The organism is Microbacterium croceum (assembly GCF_023091245.1).
In the GTDB taxonomy this organism is placed as follows: Bacteria; Actinomycetota; Actinomycetes; order Actinomycetales; family Microbacteriaceae; genus Microbacterium; species Microbacterium croceum.
This window is the reverse complement of the sequence record NZ_JAHWXN010000001.1, coordinates 2,194,319-2,220,953: the sequence shown is the minus strand read 5'-3', so window position 1 is coordinate 2,220,953 and position 26,635 is coordinate 2,194,319. Positions and strand designations below refer to the sequence as shown.

General features: G+C 67.3%; 27 protein-coding genes, 1 tRNA gene and 1 other RNA gene. 12 read left to right on the top strand and 17 right to left on the bottom strand.

What is annotated here, in order from left to right:
- Positions 1–153 precede the first annotated feature (153 nt).
- Positions 154–453, top strand: coding sequence for a hypothetical protein (locus KZC51_RS10475; RefSeq protein ID WP_247629919.1), 300 nt, complete (start codon positions 154–156; stop codon positions 451–453).
- Between the two features lie 39 nt (positions 454–492).
- Here KZC51_RS10475 and KZC51_RS10470 read toward each other — a convergent pair whose 3' ends face one another.
- Genes KZC51_RS10470 through KZC51_RS10460 form a run of 3 tightly spaced genes read right to left on the bottom strand, consistent with a single transcriptional unit; the run spans position 493 to position 3,131 of the window.
- Positions 493–1,692, bottom strand: coding sequence for an acetyl-CoA C-acetyltransferase (locus tag KZC51_RS10470; protein WP_247629918.1), 1,200 nt, complete (start codon positions 1,690–1,692; stop codon positions 493–495).
- A complete protein-coding gene (locus KZC51_RS10465; protein WP_247629917.1) occupies positions 1,685–2,356 on the bottom strand; it encodes a CoA transferase subunit B in 672 nt (223 codons plus the stop codon). Before KZC51_RS10465 ends, KZC51_RS10470 begins: the two co-directional genes overlap by 8 nt.
- 1 nt (position 2,357) lies before the next feature.
- Positions 2,358–3,131 carry a CoA transferase subunit A gene (locus KZC51_RS10460; protein WP_247629916.1) on the bottom strand — a complete coding sequence of 258 codons (774 nt, stop codon included), beginning with the start codon at positions 3,129–3,131 and terminating at the stop codon, positions 2,358–2,360.
- Positions 3,132–3,235: 104 nt separating this feature from the next.
- On the opposite strand from KZC51_RS10460, the gene KZC51_RS10455 reads away from it, so the two are divergent.
- Genes KZC51_RS10455 through KZC51_RS10440 form a run of 4 tightly spaced genes read left to right on the top strand, consistent with a single transcriptional unit; the run spans position 3,236 to position 6,268 of the window.
- The gene (locus KZC51_RS10455; protein WP_247629915.1) at positions 3,236–4,024 is read left to right on the top strand and encodes an IclR family transcriptional regulator; all 789 of its coding nucleotides are present in this window, start codon (positions 3,236–3,238) and stop codon (positions 4,022–4,024) included.
- A gap of 54 nt (positions 4,025–4,078) precedes the next feature.
- On the top strand, positions 4,079–4,519 hold the full coding sequence (locus KZC51_RS10450; RefSeq protein WP_247629914.1) for a MarR family winged helix-turn-helix transcriptional regulator: 441 nt from the start codon (positions 4,079–4,081) through the stop codon (positions 4,517–4,519).
- A complete protein-coding gene (locus KZC51_RS10445) occupies positions 4,516–5,754 on the top strand; it encodes an MFS transporter (RefSeq protein ID WP_247629913.1) in 1,239 nt (412 codons plus the stop codon). Before KZC51_RS10450 ends, KZC51_RS10445 begins: the two co-directional genes overlap by 4 nt.
- A 31-nt stretch (positions 5,755–5,785) precedes the next feature.
- The gene (locus tag KZC51_RS10440; protein ID WP_247629912.1) at positions 5,786–6,268 is read left to right on the top strand and encodes a YbaK/EbsC family protein; all 483 of its coding nucleotides are present in this window, start codon (positions 5,786–5,788) and stop codon (positions 6,266–6,268) included.
- Positions 6,269–6,345: 77 nt separating this feature from the next.
- On the opposite strand, the gene KZC51_RS10435 is transcribed toward KZC51_RS10440, so the two are convergent.
- Positions 6,346–7,878, bottom strand: a complete 1,533-nt coding sequence (locus KZC51_RS10435; RefSeq protein WP_247629911.1) for an Ig-like domain-containing protein — start codon at positions 7,876–7,878, stop codon at positions 6,346–6,348.
- Positions 7,879–8,165: 287 nt separating this feature from the next.
- Between KZC51_RS10435 and KZC51_RS10430 the strand changes: the two genes are divergently transcribed.
- The 5 genes from KZC51_RS10430 to KZC51_RS10410 all read left to right on the top strand — a co-directional run bounded on the left by KZC51_RS10430 (position 8,166) and on the right by KZC51_RS10410 (position 11,244).
- Positions 8,166–8,238 (top strand) — tRNA-Lys (locus tag KZC51_RS10430).
- Between the two features lie 135 nt (positions 8,239–8,373).
- Positions 8,374–9,171: an inositol monophosphatase family protein gene (locus KZC51_RS10425; protein ID WP_247629910.1), complete on the top strand. Its 798-nt coding sequence runs from the start codon at positions 8,374–8,376 to the stop codon at positions 9,169–9,171.
- 20 nt (positions 9,172–9,191) lie between these two features.
- The gene (locus tag KZC51_RS10420) at positions 9,192–9,761 is read left to right on the top strand and encodes a hypothetical protein (RefSeq protein ID WP_247629909.1); all 570 of its coding nucleotides are present in this window, start codon (positions 9,192–9,194) and stop codon (positions 9,759–9,761) included.
- 61 nt (positions 9,762–9,822) lie between these two features.
- Positions 9,823–10,332, top strand: a complete 510-nt coding sequence (locus tag KZC51_RS10415; RefSeq protein WP_247629908.1) for a GNAT family N-acetyltransferase — start codon at positions 9,823–9,825, stop codon at positions 10,330–10,332.
- A gap of 9 nt (positions 10,333–10,341) precedes the next feature.
- Positions 10,342–11,244, top strand: a complete 903-nt coding sequence (locus KZC51_RS10410; RefSeq protein ID WP_247629907.1) for a dihydrodipicolinate synthase family protein — start codon at positions 10,342–10,344, stop codon at positions 11,242–11,244.
- Between the two features lie 3 nt (positions 11,245–11,247).
- Here the strand turns inward: KZC51_RS10410 and KZC51_RS10405 are convergent, their stop codons facing one another.
- The 5 genes from KZC51_RS10405 to ssrA all read right to left on the bottom strand — a co-directional run bounded on the left by KZC51_RS10405 (position 11,248) and on the right by ssrA (position 16,904).
- The gene (locus tag KZC51_RS10405) at positions 11,248–12,702 is read right to left on the bottom strand and encodes an FAD-binding oxidoreductase (RefSeq protein WP_247630633.1); all 1,455 of its coding nucleotides are present in this window, start codon (positions 12,700–12,702) and stop codon (positions 11,248–11,250) included.
- Between the two features lie 8 nt (positions 12,703–12,710).
- Positions 12,711–13,832 (bottom strand): histidinol-phosphate transaminase, encoded by a 1,122-nt coding sequence (locus KZC51_RS10400; RefSeq protein ID WP_247629906.1) that lies wholly within the window; start codon positions 13,830–13,832, stop codon positions 12,711–12,713.
- A gap of 52 nt (positions 13,833–13,884) precedes the next feature.
- Positions 13,885–15,372, bottom strand: coding sequence for a purine-cytosine permease family protein (locus KZC51_RS10395; RefSeq protein WP_247629905.1), 1,488 nt, complete (start codon positions 15,370–15,372; stop codon positions 13,885–13,887).
- A gap of 115 nt (positions 15,373–15,487) precedes the next feature.
- Positions 15,488–16,240 carry an IclR family transcriptional regulator gene (locus KZC51_RS17945; RefSeq protein ID WP_443677131.1) on the bottom strand — a complete coding sequence of 251 codons (753 nt, stop codon included), beginning with the start codon at positions 16,238–16,240 and terminating at the stop codon, positions 15,488–15,490.
- A 294-nt stretch (positions 16,241–16,534) separates the two neighbouring features.
- Positions 16,535–16,904, bottom strand: a transfer-messenger RNA (tmRNA) gene (ssrA, locus tag KZC51_RS10385).
- Positions 16,905–17,041: 137 nt separating this feature from the next.
- Here ssrA and KZC51_RS10380 point away from each other — a divergent pair.
- Positions 17,042–17,704 carry an SIMPL domain-containing protein gene (locus KZC51_RS10380; RefSeq protein ID WP_247629903.1) on the top strand — a complete coding sequence of 221 codons (663 nt, stop codon included), beginning with the start codon at positions 17,042–17,044 and terminating at the stop codon, positions 17,702–17,704.
- A gap of 43 nt (positions 17,705–17,747) precedes the next feature.
- Here the strand turns inward: KZC51_RS10380 and hflX are convergent, their stop codons facing one another.
- Positions 17,748–19,253, bottom strand: a complete 1,506-nt coding sequence (gene hflX, locus KZC51_RS10375; protein ID WP_247629902.1) for a GTPase HflX — start codon at positions 19,251–19,253, stop codon at positions 17,748–17,750.
- Between the two features lie 68 nt (positions 19,254–19,321).
- On the opposite strand from hflX, the gene KZC51_RS10370 reads away from it, so the two are divergent.
- The gene (locus tag KZC51_RS10370) at positions 19,322–19,963 is read left to right on the top strand and encodes a class I SAM-dependent methyltransferase (RefSeq protein ID WP_247629901.1); all 642 of its coding nucleotides are present in this window, start codon (positions 19,322–19,324) and stop codon (positions 19,961–19,963) included.
- Positions 19,964–19,981: 18 nt separating this feature from the next.
- Here KZC51_RS10370 and dapF read toward each other — a convergent pair whose 3' ends face one another.
- The 7 genes from dapF to recA all read right to left on the bottom strand — a co-directional run bounded on the left by dapF (position 19,982) and on the right by recA (position 26,514).
- The gene (dapF, locus tag KZC51_RS10365) at positions 19,982–20,854 is read right to left on the bottom strand and encodes a diaminopimelate epimerase (protein ID WP_247629900.1); all 873 of its coding nucleotides are present in this window, start codon (positions 20,852–20,854) and stop codon (positions 19,982–19,984) included.
- 22 nt (positions 20,855–20,876) lie between these two features.
- A complete protein-coding gene (locus KZC51_RS10360) occupies positions 20,877–21,323 on the bottom strand; it encodes a GNAT family acetyltransferase (protein ID WP_247629899.1) in 447 nt (148 codons plus the stop codon).
- A 56-nt stretch (positions 21,324–21,379) separates the two neighbouring features.
- Positions 21,380–21,910, bottom strand: a complete 531-nt coding sequence (locus KZC51_RS10355; RefSeq protein WP_247629898.1) for a dihydrofolate reductase family protein — start codon at positions 21,908–21,910, stop codon at positions 21,380–21,382.
- A gap of 45 nt (positions 21,911–21,955) precedes the next feature.
- The gene (gene miaA, locus KZC51_RS10350) at positions 21,956–22,900 is read right to left on the bottom strand and encodes a tRNA (adenosine(37)-N6)-dimethylallyltransferase MiaA (protein ID WP_247629897.1); all 945 of its coding nucleotides are present in this window, start codon (positions 22,898–22,900) and stop codon (positions 21,956–21,958) included.
- A complete protein-coding gene (gene miaB / locus KZC51_RS10345) occupies positions 22,897–24,444 on the bottom strand; it encodes a tRNA (N6-isopentenyl adenosine(37)-C2)-methylthiotransferase MiaB (protein ID WP_247629896.1) in 1,548 nt (515 codons plus the stop codon). Before miaB ends, miaA begins: the two co-directional genes overlap by 4 nt.
- Positions 24,445–24,493: 49 nt before the next feature.
- A complete protein-coding gene (locus KZC51_RS10340; RefSeq protein ID WP_247629895.1) occupies positions 24,494–24,943 on the bottom strand; it encodes a regulatory protein RecX in 450 nt (149 codons plus the stop codon).
- 521 nt (positions 24,944–25,464) lie between these two features.
- A complete protein-coding gene (recA, locus tag KZC51_RS10335; RefSeq protein ID WP_247629894.1) occupies positions 25,465–26,514 on the bottom strand; it encodes a recombinase RecA in 1,050 nt (349 codons plus the stop codon).
- Between the last annotated feature and the right edge of the window lie 121 nt (positions 26,515–26,635).

Below are 26,635 nucleotides of genomic sequence, written 5' to 3'. Positions count from 1 at the left end.
GGTAGATACACGGTGTGCGGCCGCGGGCCTGCCGCGACCCCTCCATGGTAGCGGTTACCGGGCGGGAGCGCTCGTGGAACATCACTTCTCCGGTCCGGCCTCCGGTTGTCAAGGCTCGGGACGGAAGCCGCAGATGCCGAGTAGCGTAGGGACATGCGCTACCTCTTCAGCACCGGACTCATCGCAGCGATCTCTGCCGGGGTATCGCTCCTTCGTGGCACGCGGAGCGAGCCGATCACCTGGCGCGCGGTCCTCTCCTGGGTGAGCTGGGGGATCACGATGGCGCTGGCGGTCGGCGCCGTCGTGGACATGCGGCGGGAGCGTCGCGGAATCGTCGTCGACGCAGACTCACCGCAATCGGTCAAGAAGTCGAAGAAGGCGCAGCGCTTGCAGTTCCGTTCCCAGAAGGCGCTCGCCGACGCGCAGGGGCATGCCAAGGACAAGCGCTCCTGACACGCGCTGTCGGTCGCGCCTCGACGCGAGGAGCGCCGGTCACCGCGTCAGGATGAGCGCCTCGCCCTGACCGCCTCCTCCGCACAGGCCGACGGCGGCGGTTCCGCTTCCCCGGCGCGCGAGCTCGTGCGCCAGGTGCACGACCAGACGGTTCCCGGAGGCGCCGATGGGGTGCCCGATCGCGATGCCGCCGCCATGGATGTTCACGACATCGGAATCCAGCCCGAGCTCGACCTGAGAACGCGCGACCACCGCGCCGAAGGCCTCGTTGATCTCGACGAGGTCGAGGTCAGAGGCTCTGATGCCCTGCTTCTCGCACGCCTGCTCGATCGCCCTGGCCGGCTGCGCCTGGAGCGAGTTGTCCGGCCCGGCGGTCTGTCCGCTCGCGCCGACCGTCACCAGGACCGTCCATCCTTCGGCGTCGGCCCGTCGCCGTGACGTGACGACCACCGCCGAGGCGCCGTCGGAGATTGGCGAGGAGTTCCCGGCCGTGATCGATCCGCCCTCGACGAATGCGGCGCGCAGCCCCGCGAGGGTGTCGAGCGTCGTCTCGGGACGCACGCCCTCATCCGCGGTCACGGTGATCGGCTCGCCACGGCGCTGAGGCACATCGACAGGGACGATCTCGGCGTCGAACACGCCCGCCTCCCGCGCGGCCGCTGCACGCTGGTGCGACAGCGCGGCCACGGTGTCCTGCGCCGTGCGGGTGAGCTCGTACCGGGCGTTGTGCCGTTCGGTCGACGCCCCCATGCTCTCCTTGTCGTAGGCATCGGTGAGCCCGTCGAACGCCATGTGGTCGAGCACCTCCACGCTGCCGTACGCCCAACCGTCGCGTGAGCCCATCAGCAGGTGCGGGGCGCGCGTCATCGATTCCATGCCCGCGGCGACGACGACCTGCGCGTCTCCGGTCCGGATCATGCGCGCGGCGTCGATGATCGCGGTGAGCCCGGAGAGGCAGACCTTGTTCACGGAGTGCGCCGGCACATCCCAGCCGATGCCGGCACCGATGGCGGCCTGTCGTGCGGCGTTCTGCCCCGACCCGGCCGCGAGCACCTGTCCGACGATCACGGCATCGACAGCTGACGGATCCACCGCCCCCTGCTCCAGCGCGCCGCGGATCGCGAAGGAGCCGAGCTGCGGCGCGGTGAACGCCGAGAGCTGGCCCTTGAGGCGACCCTGCGGGGTGCGAGCGGCCGCGACGATCACGATGTCGTCGGCGGTGGTGTTGTTCTCAGTCATTGTCCACTCCTGTCGTTGCGGTCCGGAGCGCGTCCGGGATGATCAGCGACGGCTCGGTGGCCGCGACGACCTCGTCGACGGTCACGCCGGGCGCGGTCTCGACCAGGACGAGTCCCTCCGGAGTCACATCGATCACGGCCAAGTCCGTGATGATCCGATCCACGACCCCGCGGCCGGTGAGCGGCAGCGAGCAGTCGTGCACGATCTTCGCCGAGCCGTCTCTCGCCAGGTGCTCCATCAGCACGATCACCGTGCCGGCACCGTGCACGAGGTCCATGGCGCCGCCGGGCCCCTTGACCATCTTCCCCGGGATCATCCAGTTCGCGAGATCGCCCGACGCCGAGACCTGCATCGCCCCGAGGATCGCGGCATCGATCTTGCCGCCGCGGATCATTCCGAAGCTGGCCGCCGAGTCGAAGTACGCCGCTCCAGGGAGCACCGTGACCGTCTCCTTGCCCGCGTTGATGAGGTCGGGGTCGACGGCGTCCTCGTGAGGGTAGGGACCGACGCCGAGGATGCCGTTCTCGGACTGCAGCACCACCGTCACGTCCGCGGGCACGTGGTTGGGGACCAGGGTCGGCAAACCGATGCCGAGGTTGACATAGGCCCCGTCCCGGAGCTCGGCCGCGGCGCGCGCGGCCATCTCATCGCGTGTGAGTGCCATGTCAGGCTCCTTCCGCGGCGACGGTGCGCCGTTCGATGCGCTTGGGGATGTCGGAGCCGACCTCCACGATCCGGTGCACGTACACGCCGGGCAGGTGCACGCGATCGGGGTCGAGCTCGCCGGGCTCCACCAGTCGCTCGACCTGCGCGATGCAGATGCGTCCGGCCATGGCGGCCAGCGGGTTGAAGTTGCGGGCGGCCTTGTTGAAGATCAGGTTGCCGTGCCGGTCACCGGCTAGAGCGTGCACGAGGGCGAAGTCGGTGGTGATCGCCTCCTCCAGCACGAAGTCGCGCGGCGTGCCGTCGACGTCGAAGCGGCGCACGTCCTTGTTCGGAGAGGCGACGGCGATCGTGCCGTCCGCGTTGTACCGCCGAGGCAGTCCGCCCTCTGCCACCTGGGTGCCGACACCGGTCTGCGTGTAGAAGGCCGCGATGCCCGAGCCCCCGGCGCGGAGCTTCTCGGCCAGGGTCCCCTGCGGAGTCAGCTCGAGCTCGAGCTCGCCGGTGAGGAACTGGCGTTCGAACTCCTTGTTCTCCCCCACGTAGGAGGAGGTCATCTTGCGGATGCGGTGCGCCCCGAGCAGCACCCCCAGGCCCCAGTCATCGACGCCGCAGTTGTTGCTGACGACGCTGAGTCCCGATGTGCCCTGTGCAAGGAGCGCCTCGATCAGCGCGATCGGATTGCCGGAGAGGCCGAACCCTCCGACCGCGAGCGATGCCCCGTCCGGGATGTCGGCGACCGCCTCGGCGGCTGTGGACCATTGCTTGTCGATCACGTGCACTCCTTCGAAACGCGTTCTGCGTCCAGCCTGGCGCGCGAGCCGGCGCAGTGGAAGCGCGTTGTTGCGATGTGGTCGCTTCGCGCACTAGCGTCCACATTATGGAACCGATATCCGGAGGAGTCCCCGGCGCACAGTCGATCGCACGTGCGGCGCACCTGCTGCGCCTCGTCACGGCCGCCGGGGCCGAAGGGGCGGCACTCCACGACCTCGCGCGGGACGCCGGGCTCACCAGGTCGACGACTCACCGTCTGCTGACCGCGCTCAGAGCCGAAGGACTCATCGATCGCGATACCGACAGCACGCGCTGGATGCCCGGCCCCGAACTGTTCCTGATGGGCTCCGTCGCCGCCGCACGGTATGACGTCACAGGTCTGGCGCGGGACATCGTCCGCTCGCTCGCGGTGAAGACCGAGGAGAGCGCGTTCTTCTCCGTGCGCCGCGCGGATGAGACCGTGTGCCTGCTCCGCGAAGAGGGAGCGTTTCCGATCCGCTCTTTCGTGCTCAGTGAAGGAGTGCGCTTCCCGCTGGGCGTCGCCAGTGCCGGCCTGGCGATCCTGGCCTTCCTGCCTGACCACGATGTGGATGCCTACCTGGAGCGCCATCCCGACCTCGGCAGCGCCTGGGGCGGGACTCACGGGGAGCGCCCCCTGCGCGCCCGGCTGGCGGAGACCAAGGAGCGCGGCTACGCGATCAATCCCGGCCTCATCGTGGAAGGGAGCTGGGGCCTCGGCGCCGCCGTCTTCGACCGGGCGGGCAGACCGGAGTGGGCGCTGAGCCTCACGGGGGTCGAGTTCCGATTCGGCCCCGATCGGATGGCGCAGCTCGGGCGAACGCTTCTCGCGCACGCGCACGAGCTCTCCGCCCGGATCGCGAACGCCCGACGCTGAGGCGAATCTCGAACATCGGATTGTTTACATACCAACAGGTATATACTTTTTGGTATGAATCGTGTGGACGTCATCCCGTCGATCGTGCTCTCCGCCTATGCACTGGCCCGGATCGCCGCTCAGGACGCGGGCAATGAGGCCCCTGCTGCGCAGTGGCGGGTGCTGAGCCTGCTCGATCAACAGGGCCCTCAGCGCGTGGGAGCACTCGCGAGCGCCGCCCGCACCACGCAACCGGGCATGACACGCCTCATCGGCGTGCTGGAGCGTGAGGAGCTCGTCGTGCGCTCACCCGACCCTGAGGACTCTCGAGCCACGATCGTCGATATCACGACCGCCGGCTCGGCCGCACTGCGTGCCTGGCGCGCGGAGTTTCGCGACACCCTCGCCCCTCGGTTCGCCGGGGTGAGTGAGGAGGAGTGGCAGGTCCTCGAACGGGCGGCGGAGATCCTCGACATCCACACAGACACAGCCGACAAGACAGGAGCAGCACGGTGAACACCGCCGCCACCACCCCCACCGCATCACCGTGGAAGCAGCCGGCGCAGGTCTGGGCGGTCGCCTTCGCCTGCGTCGTCGCCTTCATGGGTATCGGACTGGTCGACCCGATCCTCCCGGCGATCGCCGAGTCCCTCAAGGCGTCACCGGTCGAGACCGAGCTGCTGTTCACCAGCTACCTCCTGGTGACGGGCGTGGCGATGCTGGTGACCAGCTGGATCTCAAGCCGCATCGGCGCCAAGGCGACCCTGTTGATCGGTCTCGGACTGATCGTGGTCTTCGCGCTGCTGTGCGCACTGAGCGGCAGCGTCGACGCCGTCATCGGCTTCCGCGCCGGATGGGGACTCGGCAACGCCCTGTTCATCTCGACGGCCCTGGCGACGATCGTCGGCGCCGCGTCCGGCGGCAGCAGCGCCGCGATCGTGCTGTACGAGGCGGCACTCGGCCTCGGAATCGCGATCGGCCCCCTGCTGGGCGGCCTGCTCGGAGAGCAGAGCTGGCGCGGTCCGTTCTTCGGTGTCGTCGTCCTGATGGCGATCGCCTTCGTCGCCGTGCTGGTGCTCGTGCGCGGCGGGTCGGAGAAGCGCGTGCCGGTCCCCTTCTCCGCACCGTTCACGGCACTCCGCCGGCCCGCCCTGGCCGTGCTGGCGGTCGCCGCGCTGTTCTACAACATCGGCTTCTTCGTGCTCCTCGCCTTCTCCCCGTTCCCGCTCGGCTTCGGCGCGATGGGAATCGGCCTCACGTTCTTCGGCTGGGGCGTCGCGCTCGCCGTCACGAGCGTGTGGGTCGCACCCGCCCTGATGCGGAGGATCCCGCGCACGCGCATCATCCTGCTCTTCCTGCCGCTGCTCGCGCTCGACCTCGTGGCGGCGGGGCTGCTGGTCGGCAGCGCCGCGGGGCTCGTGGTGTGCATCGTGATCGGCGGGCTCCTCCTCGGCGTCATGAACACGGTGCTGACCGAGGCGGTGATGGAGGCGACCGACCTGCCGCGCTCCGTCGCCTCGTCGTCGTACTCCGCCGTCCGGTTCCTGGGCGGAGCCATGGCCCCGCCCATCGCGGCGTTGCTGTGGCACGCGTTCAACGCGACCGTGCCGTACCTGTTCGCCGCCGCCGCCGTGCTGATCGCCGCCTTGACCGTGTTCCTGGGTCGGCGTGCGCTCGCCCACATCGACGACGAGCCCGTGGATGCGTCGGCCGAGGATGCAGCGGCGATCCTGGTCGGCGACGCTGCCTGATCCCCCGCCGCCGATTCGATACGGTGGGGCGATGATCGATGTGACCTCGCTCCCCGAACGCAGCAGACTGGTCCACCAGCACCTCGCGGAGGCCGGCATCGACGCCGAGATCCGCGTCCTTCCGGACTCCGCGAGAACCGCTCCCGAGGCCGCCGCCGCGATCGGCTGCACGGTTTCCGCGATCGCCAACAGCCTGGTCTTCGTCGCCGACGGAGAACCGGTGCTCGTGATGACCAGCGGCGGACACCGCGCTGACATCGAAACCCTCGCCGCCGAAATCGGTGCCGGAACGGTCGCGATGGCGCCCGCCGCGACCGTGCGCGCCGTCACCGGCCAGGCCATCGGCGGCGTGGCGCCCGTCGGACACCCTGCGCCGATCCGGACCTACATCGATGAGGCGCTCCGCGCGCACGACACGCTCTGGGCTGCGGCCGGTCATCCCCACACGGTGATGCCGCTGACCTTCGCTCAACTCGCCGCGCTGACCTCGGGGACCGTCATCTCCGTCGCCTGACCCGCCGGCGTCCTGCTCAGGGCACCTCCCCGCGCCCGGAGTCGGGTGACCAGGCGCGGGGAGGCACGATCAGAGCGTCACTCCTCGGAGCGCGCGCGCCTCGCGATGGCTGTTCCCCCGGTCAGCGCGAGTCCGAGCAGGATCACCGCGCCACCCGCCCACAGCAGGCCGACAGGCACGTCGCTACCGGTCGACGCGAGCCCACCGGTGAGGGGCAACTCGGTCGGCGGCGTCGGCTCGACAGGTGTCGGCGGTTTCTGAGGCGTCGTGGGAGGCGTCGTCGGCGGCACGACCGGCGTCGCCGTGTTGGTCAACGTGATGCTCACGGCCGCTCCTGCGGCGACCGTCATCTGCGCCTTGCCGTCCGCGAGGGGACGGATGCCGGTGCCCGCGAAGCTGGGCGTACCCCAGGTGACGCCGTCGATCGCGGGCAGGTCGATCTCCTCCAGGGTGACGACCGTGCCGCGAGGGAGCGCGATGCTCGTCGCCGGCGCCCCCACCGTCACCTCGAGCACCTTGCGCACCGCAGGGTCGCCGTAGGAGTACGCCACGTCGAACACCGTGCCGTCCGGCACGGTCGCCGCGCCTTCACCGGTGAGCTGCTTCCGGATCGAGAAGCTCCCCGACGTCCCTCCAGTGCCGGCTCCACCGCCCGAAGCCGTCCACACCTGCGCGGCGCGGACGACGACCCCGCCGATATCGGCGACGTTCGCGAACGAATCGCCCGTCGCACCATCGGTGGGCACGGTGTAGTACTTCACCACGTAGTGACGAGTCGGGTCGATCGGCCCTCCGATCTCCAGGTGGAACGAGTCTCCGGCGGCATCCCATCCGCCGGTCCAATCGGTGATCGGCTGCCGGTCCCCTCCTGCGGCATCGGTGCTCCACACAGTCAGAGCCCCGTCGACGTTGTGGTGCTCGCCGGACCCCGCCCCCGGCGGGGTCAATGTGTCATCGATCTTCAGCGGATCCACACCGGCGAACGTCGCTCCCGGGATCATCAGCTGCCAGGCCAGTCGCCCATCCGCGGTCTGCCAGGCCCACTTCTCCGGCGCAGTCGGCACCGGGTCGCCGATGATTCCTCCACCGGGGATCGGCACCGGTACGATCTGCCCGTCGACCGTGAAGTCGACAGTCGTCTCGGTCGTCTGCTCGGCAGCGGAGACCAGGAACCAGAGCGAACCGGAGATGTCCGACCGCCCCTCGACGTAATCGGTGAGCGTGCAGGTCACGACCGGCTGGGTGCCCGCCGACACCGTGCAGTTCGCGACGGTCTGTGTGGGATCATCTTCGGCCGGCACCGCGAAGGCACCAGTGAAGCCCGCGAACTCCGTGGGCAGAGTGAAGCCGAACGTCTGCCCGGAGACTGCTCCGTCCGGCACCGACCAGGAAGCATCCACACGGAGGCGTTCATTGACCGTGGTCTCCCCGCTCCCGTCGGCCGTCGTGACGACGATCGACGCCGGATCGATGGCTCCGGGATAGTCGTAATCGGCGGCGACCGCCGCGGAGGCGCCCCAACCCGCCATCGCCATCACGGCAACGATCGCCGTGGTGGCAACCGCCGCGATCGATCTGACGCGCGCCGCACGTCGTATGTGCATTCCCATAGGTGTTTTCCTCCAGTCACCTTTTTGACTCTGCCTGCGCAGAGACCCCGGTTATGAGATCACGAAGCGGCACTGCTGTTACGCGGAATACCGGAACACAACGTGGCAAGGGTGAAGGTGTGCACACATCGACCTCGGACGAGGCCCGGCCACGCGTCGCGGTCCTTGGCGATGACGAGTCTCACAGGTCGTGAATCGCGGGGGCGACCACGCCTTTCTGCCCTCGATTTCACATGCCGCCCGTCGGCTGGTAATGTAATTCCTCGGCCGGGGTCATCCCGGAAAACGCACCTCTAGCTCAATCGGCAGAGCAACTGACTCTTAATCAGTGGGTTCTGGGTTCAAGTCCCAGGGGGTGCACGGATCAGCCTCACGAATCTCTCGCCAGATTCGCGAGGCTTTTCTGCGTCCTACCGCCGTCTCCCGCGATCACGTGCCTGCAGGTTCATGACGCTCCACGACATTCCCTCACACGCGGACGACTATTCTGGGACCGTGACCGTCTCCTCCCCCGCTGACGCCCTCCGCACCGACCTCGAACTCGCCCTCCGGCTCGCCGATGCGGCCGACGCGGAGTCCGTGCCGAGGTTCGATGCCGCCGATCTGGTGATCTCCACCAAGGCCGACAACTCGCACGTCACCGATGCCGACCTCGCGACGGAGCAGGCGATCCGTCAGCTCCTGGCTGCCGAGCGTCCACGGGACGGCATCTTCGGTGAGGAGTTCGGGGCCGAAGGCGATACCCATCGGCAGTGGATCATCGATCCGATCGACGGCACGGCGAACTTTCTCCGCGGTGTTCCGCTCTGGGGCACCATGATCGCCCTTGCGATCGACGGCGTCCCGCAGGTCGGAGTCGTGAGCATGCCCGCGCTCGGGCGCCGCTGGTGGGCTTCCACAGGCGCCGGCGCGTGGACGGCCACCGACGCAGAACCCCGCCGACTCGAAGTCTCGGCAGTCGCCACGCTGGATGACGCGAGCGCGAGCTTCCAGAGCATCGCGCAGTGGGCGGATGCCGGTCATCTCGACGACCTCGTGCGCCTCTCCTCGCGCGTCTGGCGGGACCGCGCCTATGGCGACGTCTACTCGTACATGCTGCTCGCCGAAGGACGACTCGAGATGGTCGCCGAGTTCGACGTGAAGGAGTACGACATCGCCGCCGCGGTGCCGATCGTTCGTGAAGCAGGCGGACGGATGACCGCCTACGACGGTTCTGAGACGATCTCGGCTCGATCGACGCTCGCAACCAACGGCGTCCTCCACGAGGCGTTCCTCTCCCTGCTGCACGACTGACCAGACCATGGAGGCCCGAGATGATCCCCCGCATCACCTCCGCGACCGCGGGAGTCCTCCTGCTTCTCGCCGCACTCACCGCGTGCGCCGGTCCCGCTGAGCCCGCGCCGTCTCCGACCACCAGCGCGTCGACTCCGGCTCCGTCGGCAACCGCCGCGCCGACCGACGCTCCCACCCCGGAGGAGCCGGCCGCGGAGCTCACCTGCGAATCCATGATCTCCGCAGGCACGGTCGAAGCGCTCACGTCCGCCGGATGGACCGCGAAGCCGAAGGAGTTCGTGATCGGGGATGTCGATCTCACCGACGGGCTGCTGTGCTTCTGGGCGGACTACGCGGTCGGCTCGGACCACGGCCAGCTGTATGGCTGGTCCCCGATCAGCGCGGAGGACGCGACAGCGGCCCAGGCTGCGCTCCTCGCATCGGGGTGGCGGCGCGAAGACGGACCCGAGGGCACCTATATCACCGAGGATCCGCAGTACTCGATGGGCACCGATGACGATGGGTACGGGATGACGTATCTGTTCCACGACGGGTGGGTGAAGCTGGCCGACACCCGCCAGGGCCTGGTCCTGATCGAATGGGCTGGCTGACCGGGTCCATTCCAACGTACTCGCCTCGCGCGATGTCGGTGACCCGTGGGACGCTCGACGCATGGCAGACATCGCACTGCGCCTCTGGGGCGACCAAGACCTCTGGATGCTGCACCGCGCGAATTCGGCCGAGATGACCGCACATCTGAACGGCCCGGAGACCGATGCCGAGGTCGTTGATCGTCACGCCCGCTACCTCCGCTACGTCGAGACCGGCGAAGCACGGATGTTCGCCATACTGCAGGAAGCACGCGCCGTCGGATCCATCGGCTACTGGCACCTGCGCTGGAACGACCATGACGTGTTCGAGACCGGGTGGTTCATGCTTCCGGAAGCCCAGGGACAAGGCCTCACTCGTCGTGCGCTCGCCCTGTTGCTCGACGACGTGCGCCTCCACCGGGGAGACAGACGCCTGCTCGTCGCGTTCCCGGAGACCGACAACCCTGCCTCGAATGCGGTGTGTCGCGGCTCCGGCTTCCGGCTGCGCGGTACCACCACCGAGACATTCCGCGGCGCCGATCTCGTGATGAACGAGTGGGTGCTCGATCTCGCGGATTCCGCCGCCTCGTAGGCTGATCGCATGTCTCTCTTCACCGGCCTCAGCGCGTTCCCACTCACCCCGTTGCACGACGACACGGTCGATGAGCGCGCCTTCGCCGGCATGGTGGAACGTCTTGCGCGTGCGGGGGTCGACTCGATCACCGCGCTCGGTTCCACGGGGTGCGCGGCCTATCTCAGCCCGATCGAACGCGCACGCGTCGCCCGCCTCGCCGTTGCGCACGCCGAGGGCACACCCGTATTTGTCGGCATCGGCGCCCTGCGGACTTCGGAGGTGCTCGCTCATGCCGAGAGCGCGGAGAAGGCGGGAGCGGCCGGTCTCCTCCTGGCACCCATGACGTATCAGCCGCTGACCCCGGATGACGTCTTCGGGCTGTACGAGACCGTCAGCGCGCACACCGGACTCCCCGTGATCGTCTATGACAATCCCGGAACCACCCACTTCGCTTTCTCGACCGAGCTCTACGGACGCATCGCCGAGCTGCCCCGCATCGCGTCGATCAAGATCCCCGGAGTTCCCCGCGATCCGGACACCGCCCGAGACCACGTCACGACGATCCGCGCCGCGATCCCGGCAGAGGTGACCATCGGGGTCTCCGGTGACGCGTTCGGCGCCGCCGGCCTCGTCGCGGGGTGCGACGCCTGGTACTCGGTCCTGGCCGGAACTCTGCCGGAGCCGGCGCTGCGGATTGCCCGGAGCATGCAGGAGGGTGTGCCCGATAGGGCGCTGAGCGAGTCGGCGCGGCTCGCGCCGTTGTGGGATCTCTTCGCTGAGTTCGGCGGGAGCCTGCGCGTCATTGCCGCGGTCGCCGAGCACCTCGGGCAGGCGCCGTCTCAGTGTCTGCCGCTACCGATCCGGGGACTCGACGACGAGCAACGTCGGCGCGTCGCCACGGTTGTCGAAGACCTTCGCCTCACGGGGTGACGGTCAATCCCCTCGGAGGTCGACCATCTTCCCCGGGTTGAGCAGCCCCTCCGGGTCGAGAGCTCGTTTGATCGCCCGCATAACCGGCACACCCGTCGGATGTTCATCGATCAGGTCGGACATCTTGCCCTCGCCGATGCCGTGCTCGCCGGTGCACGTTCCCCCGAACGAGAGCGCACGACGGATCATCCGACGATACAGTGCGGCCGCACGCTGCCGCTCCGCATCATCTCCGTTCGCGAGCACGAACGCGAGGTGGAAGTTCCCGTCCCCCACATGCCCGGCGATCGGCGCGAGGAGTCCGCTGGATTCGATGTCTGCCTGCGTCTCGGTGATGCACTGCGCGAGGTGCGCGATCGGCACGCAGACGTCGGTCGACCAGGTGTAGGAATCGGGACGAAGGGCCTGAGCAGCGGGGAGCGCGTCATGACGCACCTGCCACACGCGCTCCTGATCCGCAGGGTCGATTCTTCGTCGTTCAAGGAGGCCCTGGGCGTCCGCGATGGCGTCGAGTCGCGCCGCTTGACCTTCGAGACTCCGCGCCTCACCGCTCAACTCCACGAACAAGGTGGACGCCTCACGGAAGTCGGTGTGCGAGTACGCGTTGATCGCCGCGATCTGCGCGGTGTCGAGAAGCTCCGCACGGGCCAGGTCGACACCCGCCTGCAGACAGCGCTGCACCACGCGCGCAGCAGCATCGACAGAGGGGAACGACAGCACCGTGAGCGTACGACCCTCGGGAGTCGGAGCCAATTTCAGCGTCAGCTCGGTGATGATCCCGAGCGTCCCCTCCGAGCCGATGAACAGGTGGGTGAGGTCGTAACCAGCAGATGACTTGCGCGCACGACCTCCGGTCTTCACCACCGCACCGTCGGCCATGACCACGGTGAGACCACGGACGTTCTCGGCCATCGTGCCGTACTTCACCGCGTTCGTCCCGCTGGCCCGGGTCGCCGCCATCCCTCCGATCGATGCGTCCACGCCCGGGCCCGCCACGAACTGCAGGCCGTGGACGGCCAGAACCGGATTGAGCTCGCTCCGCAGCACGCCCGCCTCGACCGTGGCGTCTGCGGAATCGGGATCGATCCGGAGAATCCGGTTCATCCCCCGCAGATCGATGATGACGGCTCTCGATCGTTGCGCGGCGATGCCTGTCGCCGGCTCGACCGCGCCGGGGACAGCATTGGCTCCCCCCTCCAGACCGGTTCCGGTACCCCGTGCGATGACCGGCACCCGCGCCGCGCGGCACACCTGCACCGCGGCCGCGACCTCCTCTGTGCTTGTCGCTCGCACGACGGCGGTCGCCGGCGCCCACCCGTGATGCGAGCGATCGTGCGAGTACTCGCTGGTGTCGGCGGCATGCCAGAGCACCCGTCCAGGCACTACGCGCTCCAGCGCATCGATGAGCTCCTGCGCTCCACCATCCGCGTTCCCGGCGGAGCCTTGTGCATCCCACATCGCTTCCACTACTCCTTCACACTCGGAAGAGCAATGTCTCGGGCGACCTCGAGGACACGCTCATGTGCCTCGCGGACACCGATCGAGACGCGGACGCCCTCCGCACCGAACTGACGCACCGCGACCGCCTGCGCGTTGCAGAGGGCGGTGAATTCCGCCGACAGCTCGCCCCATGGCAACCAGACGAAGTTCCCCTGTGCATCCGGGATGCGCAGCCCCGAACCCAGGAGCTCCATGCGGAACCACTCCCGCTCCTGCACGGTCTGCTCGACCCGTTCGAGCACCGCGGGCAGCACCTGCAAAGAGGCGATCGCCGCCATCTGCGCCGGGTGCGGGACCGAGAACGGCACTGCGACGGTCTCGAGGTATTGAATGACGTGCTCCTGTGCGACGCAGTAGCCCACGCGCAGACCTGCGAGCCCGTGAGCCTTGGAGAAGGTACGCAGAACGAGCACATTGGTGAACTCGCGGTGCAGCGCCATCGCGTCGATCCTGTCCTCGCCGCGCACGTATTCGACGTACGCCTCATCGATCACGACGAGCACATGCGACGGCACTCGTACGAGAAAGTCCCTCACCGCAGAGTGGCGGAGCGCCGGCCCCGTCGGGTTGTTGGGAGTACACAGGATCAGAACGCGTGTCCTCTCGGTCACCGCTGCGAGCATGCCCTCGAGATCGTGTGTCCCATCCGGACGAAGCGCGACCGGAACCCCGAGCGCGCCGACCTGCCCCACAGAGATCGGATACGACTCGAACGAGCGCCAGGCATACACGACCTCGTCTGTCGTGCCGTCAGCACGACGCCCCGCGAACACCTGGAGGACATCGTTCAGCACCGCGAGGCTCCCCGTGCCTGCCACGATGTTCGACGGACGGACGCCGAGCAGATCGGCGAGGCTCTCCCGCAGCGGCAATGCCGTCGGATCCGGGTAGATGTTCAGGCGATCAGCCTGCCGCATCGCCGCGACGACGGCCGGCAGGGGGTCGAACGGGCTCTCGTTCGAGGAGAGCTTGAATGCGGTCAGCCCCGGTCGCCCGACCGCCGGCTTTCCGGGTCGGTAACGAGGAAGACGGGTGATCCCGGGGAGCGGCTGCACATCGTCCACGTGCACGTCGTCGATGCCGGGCATGAGGGTTCCTGGTCGCTGGTCATTGGTCGTTGGTTCGATGGGAGATGGCACGTCAGACCACCGGAATCTGGCCGGTCTGTTCCGGTGTGTAGTTCCGCGGGTAGATCATCGTCGACGGCGGCCTCATCGTGCGCTTCGCCCACGGGTAGTAGACCGCGAAGGTGACGACCATCGACACCGCCCAGGAGATATCGATGCCGCCCATGACATCGGCCAAGGGACCATTGAACGTACCCAGCACGCTATAGGTGTCGCTCGTCAGGAACGGGATCTGTACGGCGATACCGATCGCATATGAGACGAGCGCCGTCCCATTGACAGCGCCATAACGTCCGCGCCGATCGTAGAGCGCGGGAATGTCGATGCGCTCCTTGGAGACGAGGTAGTAGTCGACCAGGTTGATGATGCTCCATGGGATGAAGACCGCGAGAAGCAGCAGGACGAAGTTCTTGAAATTGTTCAGGAAGTCCGCGCTCGCGGCGATCGCGATCACCATCGTCAGCGCGACGAAGAGGACGATGTAGAGCGAGCGCGCACGAGACGAGATGCGTGTCTCGGCGTTGAAGCTCGTGATCACCGTCACGGTGCTCATGATGCCCCCGTAGGCGTTGAGGGTGTTGGCGGTGAGCTTGCCGACGATGATCACGAGGTAGATCACGAGCGCCGCTGCGGCGGGCCCCGCGAGGTGTCCGACGAAGCCCACGGGGCTGCCGAGCAGCGCCTCCCCCGACACCGCACCGATCAAGATGCCCAGCGTCATCGAGATCTGCGTCCCTGTGACGCTACCGAGGAACGTCGACCAGAATGTCGTCGATACCGGGGTGTCCGCTGGAAGGTACCGCGAATAGTCGGCGACGTAAGGCGCGTAGGTCATCTGCCAGCTCGCGCCCAGCGTCAGGCACACCATGAACGTCGCTGCGTCTGTCGCGCCCTCTCCGAAGGTGGCGCCGACGTCGTAGTTGGCGAACAACTGGACGAAGAGGTACGCGAACCCCAGTATCCCCGCGACGGTCGCGATCCGACCCATCACATGAATCAGCTGATACCCGAAGACGGAGACGATCACGGTCAACACACCGAAGATGAGGATCCCGACGACGGGAGCGGAGCCGGCGGTGGAGGGCAGGCCGAGGAGATGACTGATGGCGTCCCCTGCCAGTGCGGCGCCGGTCGACGCGAAGCCCAAATACATGCAGATCACGAGCACGAGCGGCAGAGTAGCGCCGATCACGCCGAACTGCGCACGGCTCGAGATCATCTGCGGCAGGCCCATCCGTGGACCTTGGCCCGAATGCAGCGCCATCGTCACGCCGCCGATGACATTGCCGATGAGCACGGCGGTGATGGCGGTGAGCGGCTCGGCGTGGAAGATCGCCACCGCGATAAGCCCGGTCACGATCGCCGTGATCTGCATGTTGCCGCCGAACCACAGAGTGAACTGACTCAGTGGTGTCCCGTGCCGCTCGTTCGTCGGCACCATATCGATGGTTCTCCGCTCGATGACCAGGGTTCCGGTCGTCGTCGTCTGTTGACTCGTCATCGTGTCAACTCTCCTTTCGGTTGTCCGAGAGCGGCCGCGCGCATTGTCGCGCAGAGCGACGACCAGCGGGATGCCGACCCCTTCGGGTGGTTCGAGGTCACGTAGAACATGACGATCACAGGCGGAGCCGCTGCTCAGAGAGCGTCTTCGCAGCGATCACCGTCGCTGGAACGACGGTGCGAGCGAGTCTGGACGCGCGGAACACCGGCGCCATGGTGGCGACGGCGCCGATGACGAGGCCGTCTCTGAACACCGGTGCAGCAACGCCCCACACGCCTTCATCGACTTCGCCGGCGCTCGTCGCGAACCCTCGCTCACGCACATCGGCACGCGACATCAGCATCGGAGCAGCATCCGACCCGGTGATGTCGTGCCGTGCCAGGATCTCTGCGGCCTCATCGTCCGGGAGATAAGCGAGTATCGCGCTCGCGCTCGCGCCCGCCACCATGGGCACGACCTCCCCCACCACGAAAGTGCAGCGCAACACCCGTGAGCCGTCTGCGGCATCGATGCAGACGATGTCGTCGCCCCGACGTACCAGCAACGCGGCGAACTCGAGCGTGTGCGCAGCCAACGTATGAAGTGTGCGAGAAGTGATATCCCCGCTCAGAACACTGCGTCGATATCGTTCGGCCAACGCGACTGCCACGACGCCGGCGTGATAGCGCCCCCTGCTCGGCCCCTCCTCCACAAGACCCGCTTCGATCAGCGACGACAGGCAGCGGTAGACCGCGCTCGGGGGAAGACCGGTATGTGCGCCGATCTGTGCGACGCGAGGAGCGTCCATGCGAGAGACGGCGACCAGGACCTGTGCAACCCGGTCGAAACTCCCGACAGGCGGATTCGCCGCGGATATCGCCTCTGACATAGCTCGGATGCTACAAGGGCTTCACGACCCCAGTCATGGCGAATTTGCGCTGAGCGACAAATACTTCGATCGGCACCTCAATGCACTCACGCGCGTGGATATCCGAGCCACAATTCGCCCCCTATATGTGACTGAATTTGGAACGAAATACTCCACGATCAGGAGCAAGAGGCAGTGAATGCGGTAATAGCCCCCTCGAGCGTGCCTGATCGGACACGGAAGGAGCAGACACGGAAGAACCCCGCACTCCCCCTGAAACAGGGAAGCACGGGGTTCTGAGTTGTGACAGCGACCTGGTGGAGCTGGGGGGAATCGAACCCCCGTCCAACGCTGAGTCTCCACGCCTTCTCCGGGCGCAGTCTGTGAAGACGTTCTGCTCGGCTCCGACCTTTGTCACAGACACCTAAGTCGACGAGCCCAGCCTGGGAAGAGTCCCACGTGACGTCCAGACGCCATCACGCAGCAAGATTCCTAAATGACGCCAGGATCCGTATCGGAATCACATACGGCCTGACGGACTATCGGGCTCGCTTATGCAGCGAGGGCGAAGTCGTTGCGCTTGGTTTCGGCAACTATTTTTTTGCAGAGAGCGTTTACGAGATAACTCTGCATCCTCGGCCCGCTTCTCGTGGATTCACAGGCGCTGTCGAAACCGATCAGCCCCGTGGTCCTTCTCTCGAAGGAGCCGCTGTCACGCTGTGGAGTTGTCTGCTTGCGCCGTGTGAGCGACCCAAGCACTACAGACTACAACGGATACGGCCGGCTCGCCATTCCCGCGGACCGCTGGCGTAGAGTCGGCGCATGAGCGAAGTCACCGTCACCGTCCGCGGCGAGCATGAGGCACGCATCGCGCCCGAGCGCGCCACCATCCGCGTCACCGTCCGCGCGGAGGGCCCGGAGCGCGGCTCTGTGGTCGACGACGTCATGCGGCTCAGCGAGCCCGTGCGCGTGAGCATCACAGAACGGGCCTCGACCGATGTCGTGGTCGACTGGTCGAGCAAGCGACTGTCCGTGCGCGCCGAGCGCCCGTGGAACAACGAGGGCAACCGCCTCGCCCCCGTCTACTACGCGAGCATCGACTTCACAGCGACGTTCACCGAAGCATCCGAGCTCTCGATCTGGGTCTCCGACATCTCCGCGTGGGATGGCGTCGAGGTCGGATGGGTCGACTGGCACCTGACACCGACCACGCGGGATCGCGTCGAGCGCGAGGTCGCCGCTGCCGCAGTCGGCGTCGCCGTCACTCGCGCCGAGGCATATGCCGGTGCCCTCGGCCTCTCGACCGTCACCCCGCTGGAGATCGCGGACGTCGGACTGATCTCGAGCGGACAGCCCGCCCCGGGAGCTCCCCTGATGAAAGCACGGGCAGGTGCGTTCGCCGCCGATTCCGCCCCCGCGATGGAGTACGAGCCGGAAGAGCTCACGATCACCGCGACGGTGGAAGCCCGTTTCGTCGCCCGCTGACGCATCGGACGAGCACGCCCATCACCGCCGCGGACGACGTCCGTCAGCGAGCGAACGGGGCCAGTTCCGCAGCCAGGCGTTCGGAGACGCGAGCGTGAACGGCGGTGCCGTCCTCCTGGTGCTCCACGGACAGCAGCATCCCGGTCTCGTGGATCGCCGCGACCAGGTCGCCACGATCGTACGGCACAACCGCGCGCACCTCGACGGCAGGCTGGGGCAGCGCCTCTTCGATCGCAGCCCGCAGCTCTACGATGCCCTCGCCGGAGCGTGAGGACACGAAGTGCGCACGCGGCTCGAGGCCCCGCAGCACGAGGCGCTCATCGTCCGGGATCAGGTCGGCCTTGTTGAAGACCACGATCTCCGGCATGTCGCGCACGCCCACGTCACCCATCACATCGCGGACGGTCTGCAGTTGACCGGCCGGGTCAGGGTGCGACCCGTCGACGACGTGGAGCACGACATCGGCGTCACCGACCTCTTCCAGGGTCGAGCGGAACGCTTCGACGAGCTGGTGCGGCAGGTTCCGCACGAATCCGACCGTGTCGGTGATCGTGTAGACGCGACCGTCTGAGGTCTCGGACCGCCGCACGGTGGCGTCCAGCGTCGCGAACAGGGCGTTCTCGACCAGCACGCCGGCGCTCGTGAGCGCGTTCAGCAGACTGGACTTGCCCGCGTTCGTGTAGCCCGCGATCGCCACGGAGGGGATCGTGTTGCGCTTGCGCTCGGCGCGTTTGGCCTCTCGGGCCGGCGTGTAGTCGCGGATCTGTCGACGCAGCAGAGCCATCTTGGTACGGATACGGCGACGGTCGAGCTCGATCTTCGTCTCACCCGGACCCCGCGAACCCATACCGGCACCACCGGCACCGACCTGGCCACCGGCCTGGCGGCTCATGGAGTCTCCCCAGCCGCGCAGACGCGGGAGTAGGTACTCGAGCTGCGCGAGCTCGACCTGCGCCTTGCCCTCGCGACTCTTGGCGTGCTGGCTGAAGATGTCGAGGATCACGGTCGTACGGTCGATGACCTTGACCTTCACCACATCTTCCAGCGCACGGCGCTGACTCGGGGCGAGTTCCGTGTCGGCGATCACCGTGTCGGCTCCGACTGCGGCGACGATGTCCTTGAGTTCCTGCGCCTTGCCTCGACCGAGGTAGGTTGCGGCATCGGGATGCGGACGACGCTGCAGCACCCCGTCGAGCACGACGGCGCCGGCGGTCTCGGCCAGAGCCGCGAGCTCACGCAGAGAGTTCTCCGCGTCCTCTTGAGCGCCCTGCGGATACACCCCGACCAGGACGACGTTCTCCAGGCGCAGCTGACGGTACTCGACCTCGGTAACGTCCTCCAGCTCCGTGGACAGACCGCCCACACGACGAAGGGCGTGTCGATCTTCGAGGTCCCACTGGTTGCCGTCGGTCGTGGAGTGCGCCGCGGTCGATTCGTCCTGAAGCGCCTGTGCAGCGCCGAACGTGCGTACCTCCGTGCGCTTGTCCGCGTGTGCGAGCACGCGATCCATCGCGTCGTCGCCCGTCGAGGGTGTCGTGGTATCCGTCATCCGTTCCTTGTCTCTGGCTTTTGTTGCGAGCCTTAACCTTAGCCCCCGGTCTCCGGTACGCTCGCCGTATGGGGTCCGACCACTACTTCACTGCGGCCCCGGCAAGCCCTGAGAACCTGCGCGCGATCCGTGTGACGCTCGCGGGCCGAGAGTTGGACGTCACCACTGCGGGAGGCGTGTTCAGCCCGGATCGTCTGGATGCCGGCACCGCAGTGCTACTCGCCAACATGCCTCCGGTGCCGCCGGGAGGCCACCTTCTCGACCTCGGCAGCGGATGGGGTCCCATCACGCTGTCGATGGCCATCGCGGCACCGCATGCGACGGTGTGGGCTGTCGACGTGAACGAGCGGGCGCTCGATCTGGTCCGACGCAATGCGGCAGCGCTCGGGCTCACCAATGTCAACGCATCGCTGCCCGATGATGTTCCCGCCGAGGTCACCTTCCGCACGATCCGCTCCAACCCGCCCATCCGCGTCGGCAAGAACGAGTTGCACGGGCTGCTCGAACGATGGATCCCTCGACTCGACGAACGCAGCGACGCCTGGCTCGTCGTGCAACGCAACCTCGGCGCCGACTCGCTCCAGCGCTGGATCGGGGCGACCTTCCACCCTGGCTACAGCGTGTTCCGCACCACGACGGCGAAGGGCTACCGCGTGCTCAAGGTGCGCAAGCACGGCAGCCCGCCCACAGAGCCGATCACCCTGGGCTGAGTCTCACGCGCGCCGACCTCAGATGAGGTCGACCTCGCCGTGGAAGACGAGCTGAGCCGGGCCCGAGAGAGCGACGTGCTCGCCGTCCTCCGCCGGGAACATCCGAACGCCCAGAGTGCCGCCGGGGACCTCGACGCGCCAGTTGTCCGGCGCCGCATCACCCGCCCAATAACGGACAGCCAAAGCGGTCGCAGCCACGCCCGTACCGCAGCTGAGGGTCTCGCCGACGCCGCGCTCTGACACGCGCATGCGGACATGCCCGATGCCGTCGCGCACCAGCGGGTCACCAGGAACCACGAATTCGACATTCGCGCCGGCCGGGGGCGCCGGATCCAACTCGGGAGAACGGTGCAGCTCGAGGGCGGCGAGCTCGACCTCCGAAGCGAGCGCCACGACGACATGCGGGTTTCCGACATCGATGCCGAGACCAGGGCGCGTGATCGTGAGCCCGTCCGCCTTCACCAGCGGTTCATCGCCCGGCAGCCGCCAACGACCGAGGTCCACCTGGTAGCCGGACTCGCTCCTGGTCACGTCGCGCACTCCGGCTCTGGTGCCGATCGGCAGCGTGGAGCCCGGCTCTATCTCCGCGAGACCCGAGCGAAGCAGGAAGTGCACGAAGACGCGGATACCGTTGCCGCACATCTCCGCGATCGAACCGTCGGCATTGCGGTAGTCCATGAACCACTCCGCAGCGGGCTCCTCCGCCAGGCTCGCCGCGCCTTCCGGGATCGCCGATGACCGGACGACACGAAGGACACCGTCCGCACCGATGCCGAAGTGGCGATCGCACAGGACGGCGACCTGCTCCGGGCTCAGATCGAGCTCTCCATCCGCGTCGGCAATGATGATGAAGTCGTTGCCGGTGCCATGTCCCTTGGTGAATGCGACCATCAGCCCAGTCTAGGGATCCGCGCTAGGCGTCGGCGACGAGCCGCTTCCCCGTGTTCGCGACGGTGAAGCGTTCGTAGCCGAGTGCATCGTAGAACCCGAGGACCGCCTCGTTCCCCTCCCGCACCATGAGCTGCACCTTCGGGCAGCCCATCTGCTCCAGGAGCTGCTCCGCCTCCTGGACCAGGCTGCGAGCCACACCCTGTCCTCGCGCGGACTCCGCCGTGGCGAGGTAGTACAGCCAGCCCCGGTGCCCGTCATATCCGGCCATCACCGTGCCGATCACGGCCTCCTCCGCGGCGCTTCCCGCCGTCGGGCGCGCAGCGACCAGGAAGAGCTCCGGCTGCACAGCGCGCTTGCGCGCGATGTCGAGGTGAGGGTCGTTCCACGGCCTGGTCAGCCCCGCCGCCTGCCACAGTGCCACCACGGCTTCCGTGTCGCTGTCTTGGAATGCGCGAATGATCCACTGCACGCCTTGTCCTCCTCGTACTGCCGCTCGAACCGACTCACGAGTCTAGAACAGCGCGTTCAACTCCCCGTCACGCGATACCGTCCGCAGAGGAAGCTCCGATTCCGAGCGACCTCGAGCAGTTCGAGGTCGAGGGCACGCGGCAGCAGCGGCGCGCCCTCGCCGAGCGTGACCGGCGCGTACTGCACCCACACCTCATCGAGGAGTCCAGCATCGGCGAACTCTCCGGCGAGTTCTCCTCCGCCGACGATCCAGATGTCCTTCTCCCCCGCCACGGCGGCCATCGCGTCGTGCGCCCTGCGCACATCGCCCTGGACGAAGCGGACATCCGCTCCCTCCGGGGTCGGGAGTTCCCGGTGGGTGAAGACCCAGGTCGGCTGCGGGTACGGCCACGGTTCCTCGCCCTGGTTGCGGAGCAGCCACTCGTACGTCGACGCCCCCATCGCCAGCGCGCCGACGCCCTTCTCGAACGCGCTGTACGCCATCGGCCCCGCGTGATCGATGTCCTGCTTCAGCAGCCACTCCAGCGAGTGCTCGGGAGTTGCGATGAAGCCGTCAAGGCTGGACGCGGTGTAGTAGGAGGTGGTCATGCTCCCAGCGTCGCAGGACCCACCGACATCGCCGCAGCGAGGCGCTCAGCCTTCGAGAAGCGAGCGCACATCGACGGGCTGCTGCTGCCATTCGAGCCCGCTGTAGCGCTTGAACCACGACACCTGCCGGCGGGCGTAGCGGCGCGTGAGGGCCTGCGTCTCGGCGATCGCCTCTGCACGCGTCAGGCGACCTTCGAGTTGCCCCAGCGCCTGGGCGTAGCCGATCGCCCGCCGGGCAGTGGCTCCTCGCTCGATACCCTCGACGCGCAGCCCGGCGACCTCCTCGGGCAGGCCGGCTGCCCACATCCTCTCGACGCGCGCATCGAGCCGCTCGACCAGCTCTGAACGGTCGATGTGCACGCCGATGAGTCGTGTGCGCGGGTGCCACAGCACCGGTTGCTCAGGCAAGGCGGCGCCATGGTTCGCGCCGCCTTGTTCGAGTACTTCGAGCGCGCGGACCACACGGCGCTCGTTGCGTGGATCGACGCGCTCTGCCGTCGTCGGGTCGAGGGCACGGATCCGCTCGATCAGCGCAGCAACGCCGTGCTCCCTCAACTCCCGTTCCAGCCGTACGCGCACCGCCGGATCGCGCGGCGGGAACTGGAAGTCGTAGACGACGCTCGACACATACAGCCCGGACCCTCCGACGAGGATCGCATCGCCACCACCCTCGTGGATCGCGGCGACCGCTGCGCGTGCAAGGGGCTGATACCAAGCGACCGCGGCCTCCTGATGCACCTCACGTACGTCGAACAGGTGATGTGGGATGCCTCGGCGTTCGTCGAAGCGCAGCTTGGCGGTGCCGATGTCCATGCCGCGATACAGCTGCATCGCGTCGGCATTGACGATCTCGGCCGGGTTCCCTCGCTCACGCAGCGCCTCGGCGAGGTCGAGCGCGAGATCGCTCTTCCCCGTCCCCGTCGCGCCGACGACAGCCCAGAGACGTGGCGCCGACGCCCTCGCCGATTCGTGCTCGGGAATCTCGTTCACACCCCGACGCGCAGCGTCGGCAGCCCGAGGGAGACGGCTCGTGGCCCTCCCTCGCTCGTCGATACCGGCACCGCGCAAGACTCCGCCTGTGCACGGTCCCAGGCGTCGCCACCGCGGGTGCGACGGATCTGCAGCGGACGTCCTGACGGGTCGTCGGCGAGCAGATGGAACGGAGCCGCGTGTGTGATGGTCACGGTGACCATGTCCCCGGGACGGGGAAGATCCGATCCCTCGGGCACTTCGAAGTGCACGAGACGATTGTCCTGCGCGCGACCGGTCAGACGGTGAGTCGTCGCATCCTTCTTGCCCTCGCCGGTGGAGACCAGCACCTCGACCTCACGACCGATCTGCTTCCGGCTCTCCTCGAGCGAGATGCGCTCCTGGAGCGCGATGAGCCGGTTGTACCGTTCCTGGACGACCTCCTTCGGCACTTGGTCTTCCATCGTGGCAGCCGGGGTGCCCTCGCGGATGGAGTACTGGAAAGTGAAGGCGCCAGAGAAACGCGCCCGTTCCACGACGCGCAGGGTGTCATCGAAGTCTTCCTCCGTCTCACCGGGGAACCCCACGATGATGTCGGTCGTGATGGAGGCGTGCGGGATGCGCTCGCGCACGCGTTCGAGGATCCCGAGGAACCGCTCGCTTCGATAGGAGCGTCGCATGGCCTTGAGGATGCGATCGCTGCCGGACTGCAGCGGCATGTGGAGCTGCGGCATGACACTAGGAGTCTCCGCCATCGCATCGATCACGTCGTCCGTGAAGGCTGCCGGATGCGGGCTGGTGAACCGGATGCGCTCGAGTCCGTCGATCGCTCCTGCAGCCCGCAGGAGCTTGCTGAACGCCTGGCGGTCACCGAACTCGACGCCGTAGGAGTTGACGTTCTGGCCCAGGAGGGTGACTTCGAGCGCGCCGTCTTCCACCAGGAGTCGGATCTCGTTCAGGATGTCACCGGGGCGGCGGTCCTTCTCCTTGCCCCGCAGGCTGGGCACGATGCAGAACGTGCAGGTGTTGTTGCAGCCCACCGAGATCGACACCCAGCCGCTGTGGGCCGCATCGCGCTTCGTCGGGAGTGTGGAGGGGAACACCTCGAGGGACTCGAGGATCTCGAGCTCAGCCTCACCGTTGTGGCGCGCGCGCTCGAGCAGACCTGGCAGCGAGCCCATGTTATGCGTCCCGAAGACGACATCGACCCAGGGCGCCTTGTCGAGCACGGCCTGCTTGTCCATCTGGGCGAGACAGCCGCCCACGGCTATCTGCATGCCGTCTTTGCGCCGCTTGACCCCGGCGAGCTGACCGAGCGTTCCATACAGCTTGCCTGCGGCGTTGTCGCGCACCGCGCAGGTGTTGATGATGACGACGTCCGCCTCGGTTCCCGCCTCTGCGCGGATGTATCCGGCACTCTCGAGCGACCCGGACAATCGCTCCGAGTCGTGCACGTTCATCTGGCACCCGAAGGTGCGCACTTCATAGGATCGCTGTCGGCCGTCGACGTCGACGGCTGCCGACGAGGCGGTGATGATCGTCGGTTCGCTGCGCGGGATAGTCATGATGATCCCATTGTACGAGCGTGATCCCGTGGGTCAGCGCGAGAAGGCGTCAGTCGGAATCCACGAAACGCACGCCGCTTGTTCGACCGCCGAAGGTCGCCTCGGCCAAGGCGGTCTTCGCGGCCGTCATCGCGACAGACCCGTTGTAGCCACGGCGGGACAGCTGGCCCACCAGTCGCCGGAGAGCCGTCTCCTGGTCGAGCCTGCTGAGGGATCGGGCTTTGGTCCGCGCGAAGTCGAGCGCCCGCTCCGCGTCATCGTCGGGCAACTCGTCGAGCGCCGCGTTGATCACGTCACGGGGAATTCCCCGCTGCGAGAGAGCACGAGATAGAGCGACACGCCCCTGACCCTTGCGCTGCGTACCGGACTCCACAAGCTGGCGCGCGAGAGCGGCATCATCGAGATATCCCCGCCTATTGAAGTCGTCGAGCACATCATCGATCTGAGTGCCGACGAGCCCGTGCGTCTTCAGGACCGTGCGGGCCTCGGAGATCGACAACGAACGCGTTCGGAGTTTGCGGACAAGACTGTCGGCCGCGATCTTCCGAGTCTCCTCGGGATCGAGGCCTTCAGCAATATCTTCATCATGACCGCCTTGACCGTTCAACGCGCGCAGCCGCGGGGCACTCTTCGTCGGTGCTCCCCCACGCGCGGGATGCCGATCGCTCGGATCGCCATCAGCGTGCGCATCAGTGGGGCAGGCGCCCTGCGGTGCCGCGTCCCAGGTCGAACGCCAGAGCCCGGGATCGCCGGTCCCCCGCGGCGCGACGGGAGCCGCCTGCGCAGCGATGTCCGACGCCTCTACCTCTCCTCGTCCGGGGTGCGTTCTGCCAGAAAGCCGTTCCTTCGCGCTCCCGGCGGTTGGACCGCCACCGGTGGCCGATCCGCGCCCAGTCGTCGCGTCCTCGCCGGAGTCTGCGACGCGAGCGCGAGCGCGTGCACGTCCGCCGAACAGCGGGATAACGGGGGCGAGCCGCTCGTCAGAGTTCTGCGGTCCGCCCCCGCTCTCACTGGTCATGATCAGGCCGGACGACGCTCAGCGAGCTCGTCCGCCGAGGCAACCGCTGCCACCTGCGGACCGATGCCGAGCTTCTGCTTGATCTGGGTCTCGATCGCCAGCGCGATGTCGGGGTTGTTCAGCAGGAACGTCCGGGCGTTCTCTTTGCCCTGCCCCAGCTGATCGCCGTCGTAGGTGTACCAGGAGCCGGACTTCTTCACGATGGCGTGCTCGACACCGAAGTCGATCAGGCTGCCCTCGCGCGAGATGCCGATTCCGTACAGGATGTCGAACTCCGCCTGCTTGAACGGTGGCGCCATCTTGTTCTTCACGACCTTGACACGAGTACGGTTACCGACAGCATCCGTGCCATCCTTCAGCGTCTCGATCCGACGGATGTCGAGTCGCACGGACGCGTAGAACTTCAGCGCCTTTCCACCGGCCGTGGTCTCGGGAGAGCCGAAGAAGACACCGATCTTCTCGCGCAGCTGGTTGATGAAGATCATCGTGGTGTTGGTCTGGTTGAGCCCACCCGTGAGCTTGCGAAGCGCCTGCGACATGAGACGTGCCTGGAGACCGACATGCGAGTCGCCCATCTCACCCTCGATCTCGGCTCGCGGCACGAGTGCAGCCACCGAGTCGATGACGATCAGGTCGATCGCGCCGGAGCGCACGAGCATGTCGGCGATCTCGAGCGCCTGCTCTCCTGTATCGGGTTGAGACACCAGCAATGCGTCGATGTCGACGCCGAGCTTCGCCGCGTAGTCAGGGTCGAGCGCGTGCTCGGCATCGATGAATGCAGCGATACCGCCGGCGCGCTGGGCGTTGGCGATCGCGTGCAGGGTCAAAGTCGTCTTACCAGAGGACTCCGGACCGTAGATCTCGACGATTCGACCGCGCGGCAGGCCCCCCACGCCGAGAGCGACGTCGAGAGCGATGGATCCGGTGGGGATCACGGCGACAGGAGCACGCTCGTCGCTGCCCAGCCGCATGACCGAGCCCTTTCCGAACTGGCGATCGATCTGAGCGAGAGCTGTTTCCAGAGACTTCTCGCGGTCTGCAGGTGATGGCATGATGTGTTCCTTCTGCTCGCGTGGTGCCGCCTGTAGGCTGTCGCGGCGCTCCCGGCTGGGAGAAACTCTCCGACAAGGCGTATGGCTCATCGGCCATGTCTTCACCGTATGTGAGGCCTCC

Excerpts from the sequence above, each read along its gene's own strand:
- KZC51_RS10400 (WP_247629906.1), bottom strand. The coding sequence starts at position 13,832 with ATGCCCGGCATCGACGACGTGCACGTGGACGATGTGCAGCCGCTCCCC.
- KZC51_RS10405 (WP_247630633.1), bottom strand. The coding sequence starts at position 12,702 with ATGTGGGATGCACAAGGCTCCGCCGGGAACGCGGATGGTGGAGCGCAG.
- KZC51_RS10355 (WP_247629898.1), bottom strand. The coding sequence starts at position 21,910 with ATGACCACCTCCTACTACACCGCGTCCAGCCTTGACGGCTTCATCGCA.
- KZC51_RS10435 (WP_247629911.1), bottom strand. The coding sequence starts at position 7,878 with ATGGGAATGCACATACGACGTGCGGCGCGCGTCAGATCGATCGCGGCG.
- recA (WP_247629894.1), bottom strand. The coding sequence starts at position 26,514 with ATGCCATCACCTGCAGACCGCGAGAAGTCTCTGGAAACAGCTCTCGCT.
- KZC51_RS10380 (WP_247629903.1), top strand. The coding sequence starts at position 17,042 with ATGAGCGAAGTCACCGTCACCGTCCGCGGCGAGCATGAGGCACGCATC.
- KZC51_RS17945 (WP_443677131.1), bottom strand. The coding sequence starts at position 16,240 with ATGTCAGAGGCGATATCCGCGGCGAATCCGCCTGTCGGGAGTTTCGAC.
- KZC51_RS10370 (WP_247629901.1), top strand. The coding sequence starts at position 19,322 with ATGGGGTCCGACCACTACTTCACTGCGGCCCCGGCAAGCCCTGAGAAC.
- KZC51_RS10455 (WP_247629915.1), top strand. The coding sequence starts at position 3,236 with ATGGAACCGATATCCGGAGGAGTCCCCGGCGCACAGTCGATCGCACGT.
- KZC51_RS10395 (WP_247629905.1), bottom strand. The coding sequence starts at position 15,372 with ATGACGAGTCAACAGACGACGACGACCGGAACCCTGGTCATCGAGCGG.
- hflX (WP_247629902.1), bottom strand. The coding sequence starts at position 19,253 with ATGACGGATACCACGACACCCTCGACGGGCGACGACGCGATGGATCGC.
- KZC51_RS10470 (WP_247629918.1), bottom strand. The coding sequence starts at position 1,692 with ATGACTGAGAACAACACCACCGCCGACGACATCGTGATCGTCGCGGCC.
- KZC51_RS10415 (WP_247629908.1), top strand. The coding sequence starts at position 9,823 with ATGGCAGACATCGCACTGCGCCTCTGGGGCGACCAAGACCTCTGGATG.
- KZC51_RS10420 (WP_247629909.1), top strand. The coding sequence starts at position 9,192 with ATGATCCCCCGCATCACCTCCGCGACCGCGGGAGTCCTCCTGCTTCTC.
- dapF (WP_247629900.1), bottom strand. The coding sequence starts at position 20,854 with ATGGTCGCATTCACCAAGGGACATGGCACCGGCAACGACTTCATCATC.
- KZC51_RS10410 (WP_247629907.1), top strand. The coding sequence starts at position 10,342 with ATGTCTCTCTTCACCGGCCTCAGCGCGTTCCCACTCACCCCGTTGCAC.
- KZC51_RS10450 (WP_247629914.1), top strand. The coding sequence starts at position 4,079 with ATGAATCGTGTGGACGTCATCCCGTCGATCGTGCTCTCCGCCTATGCA.
- KZC51_RS10465 (WP_247629917.1), bottom strand. The coding sequence starts at position 2,356 with ATGGCACTCACACGCGATGAGATGGCCGCGCGCGCCGCGGCCGAGCTC.
- KZC51_RS10440 (WP_247629912.1), top strand. The coding sequence starts at position 5,786 with ATGATCGATGTGACCTCGCTCCCCGAACGCAGCAGACTGGTCCACCAG.
- miaB (WP_247629896.1), bottom strand. The coding sequence starts at position 24,444 with ATGACTATCCCGCGCAGCGAACCGACGATCATCACCGCCTCGTCGGCA.
- KZC51_RS10475 (WP_247629919.1), top strand. The coding sequence starts at position 154 with ATGCGCTACCTCTTCAGCACCGGACTCATCGCAGCGATCTCTGCCGGG.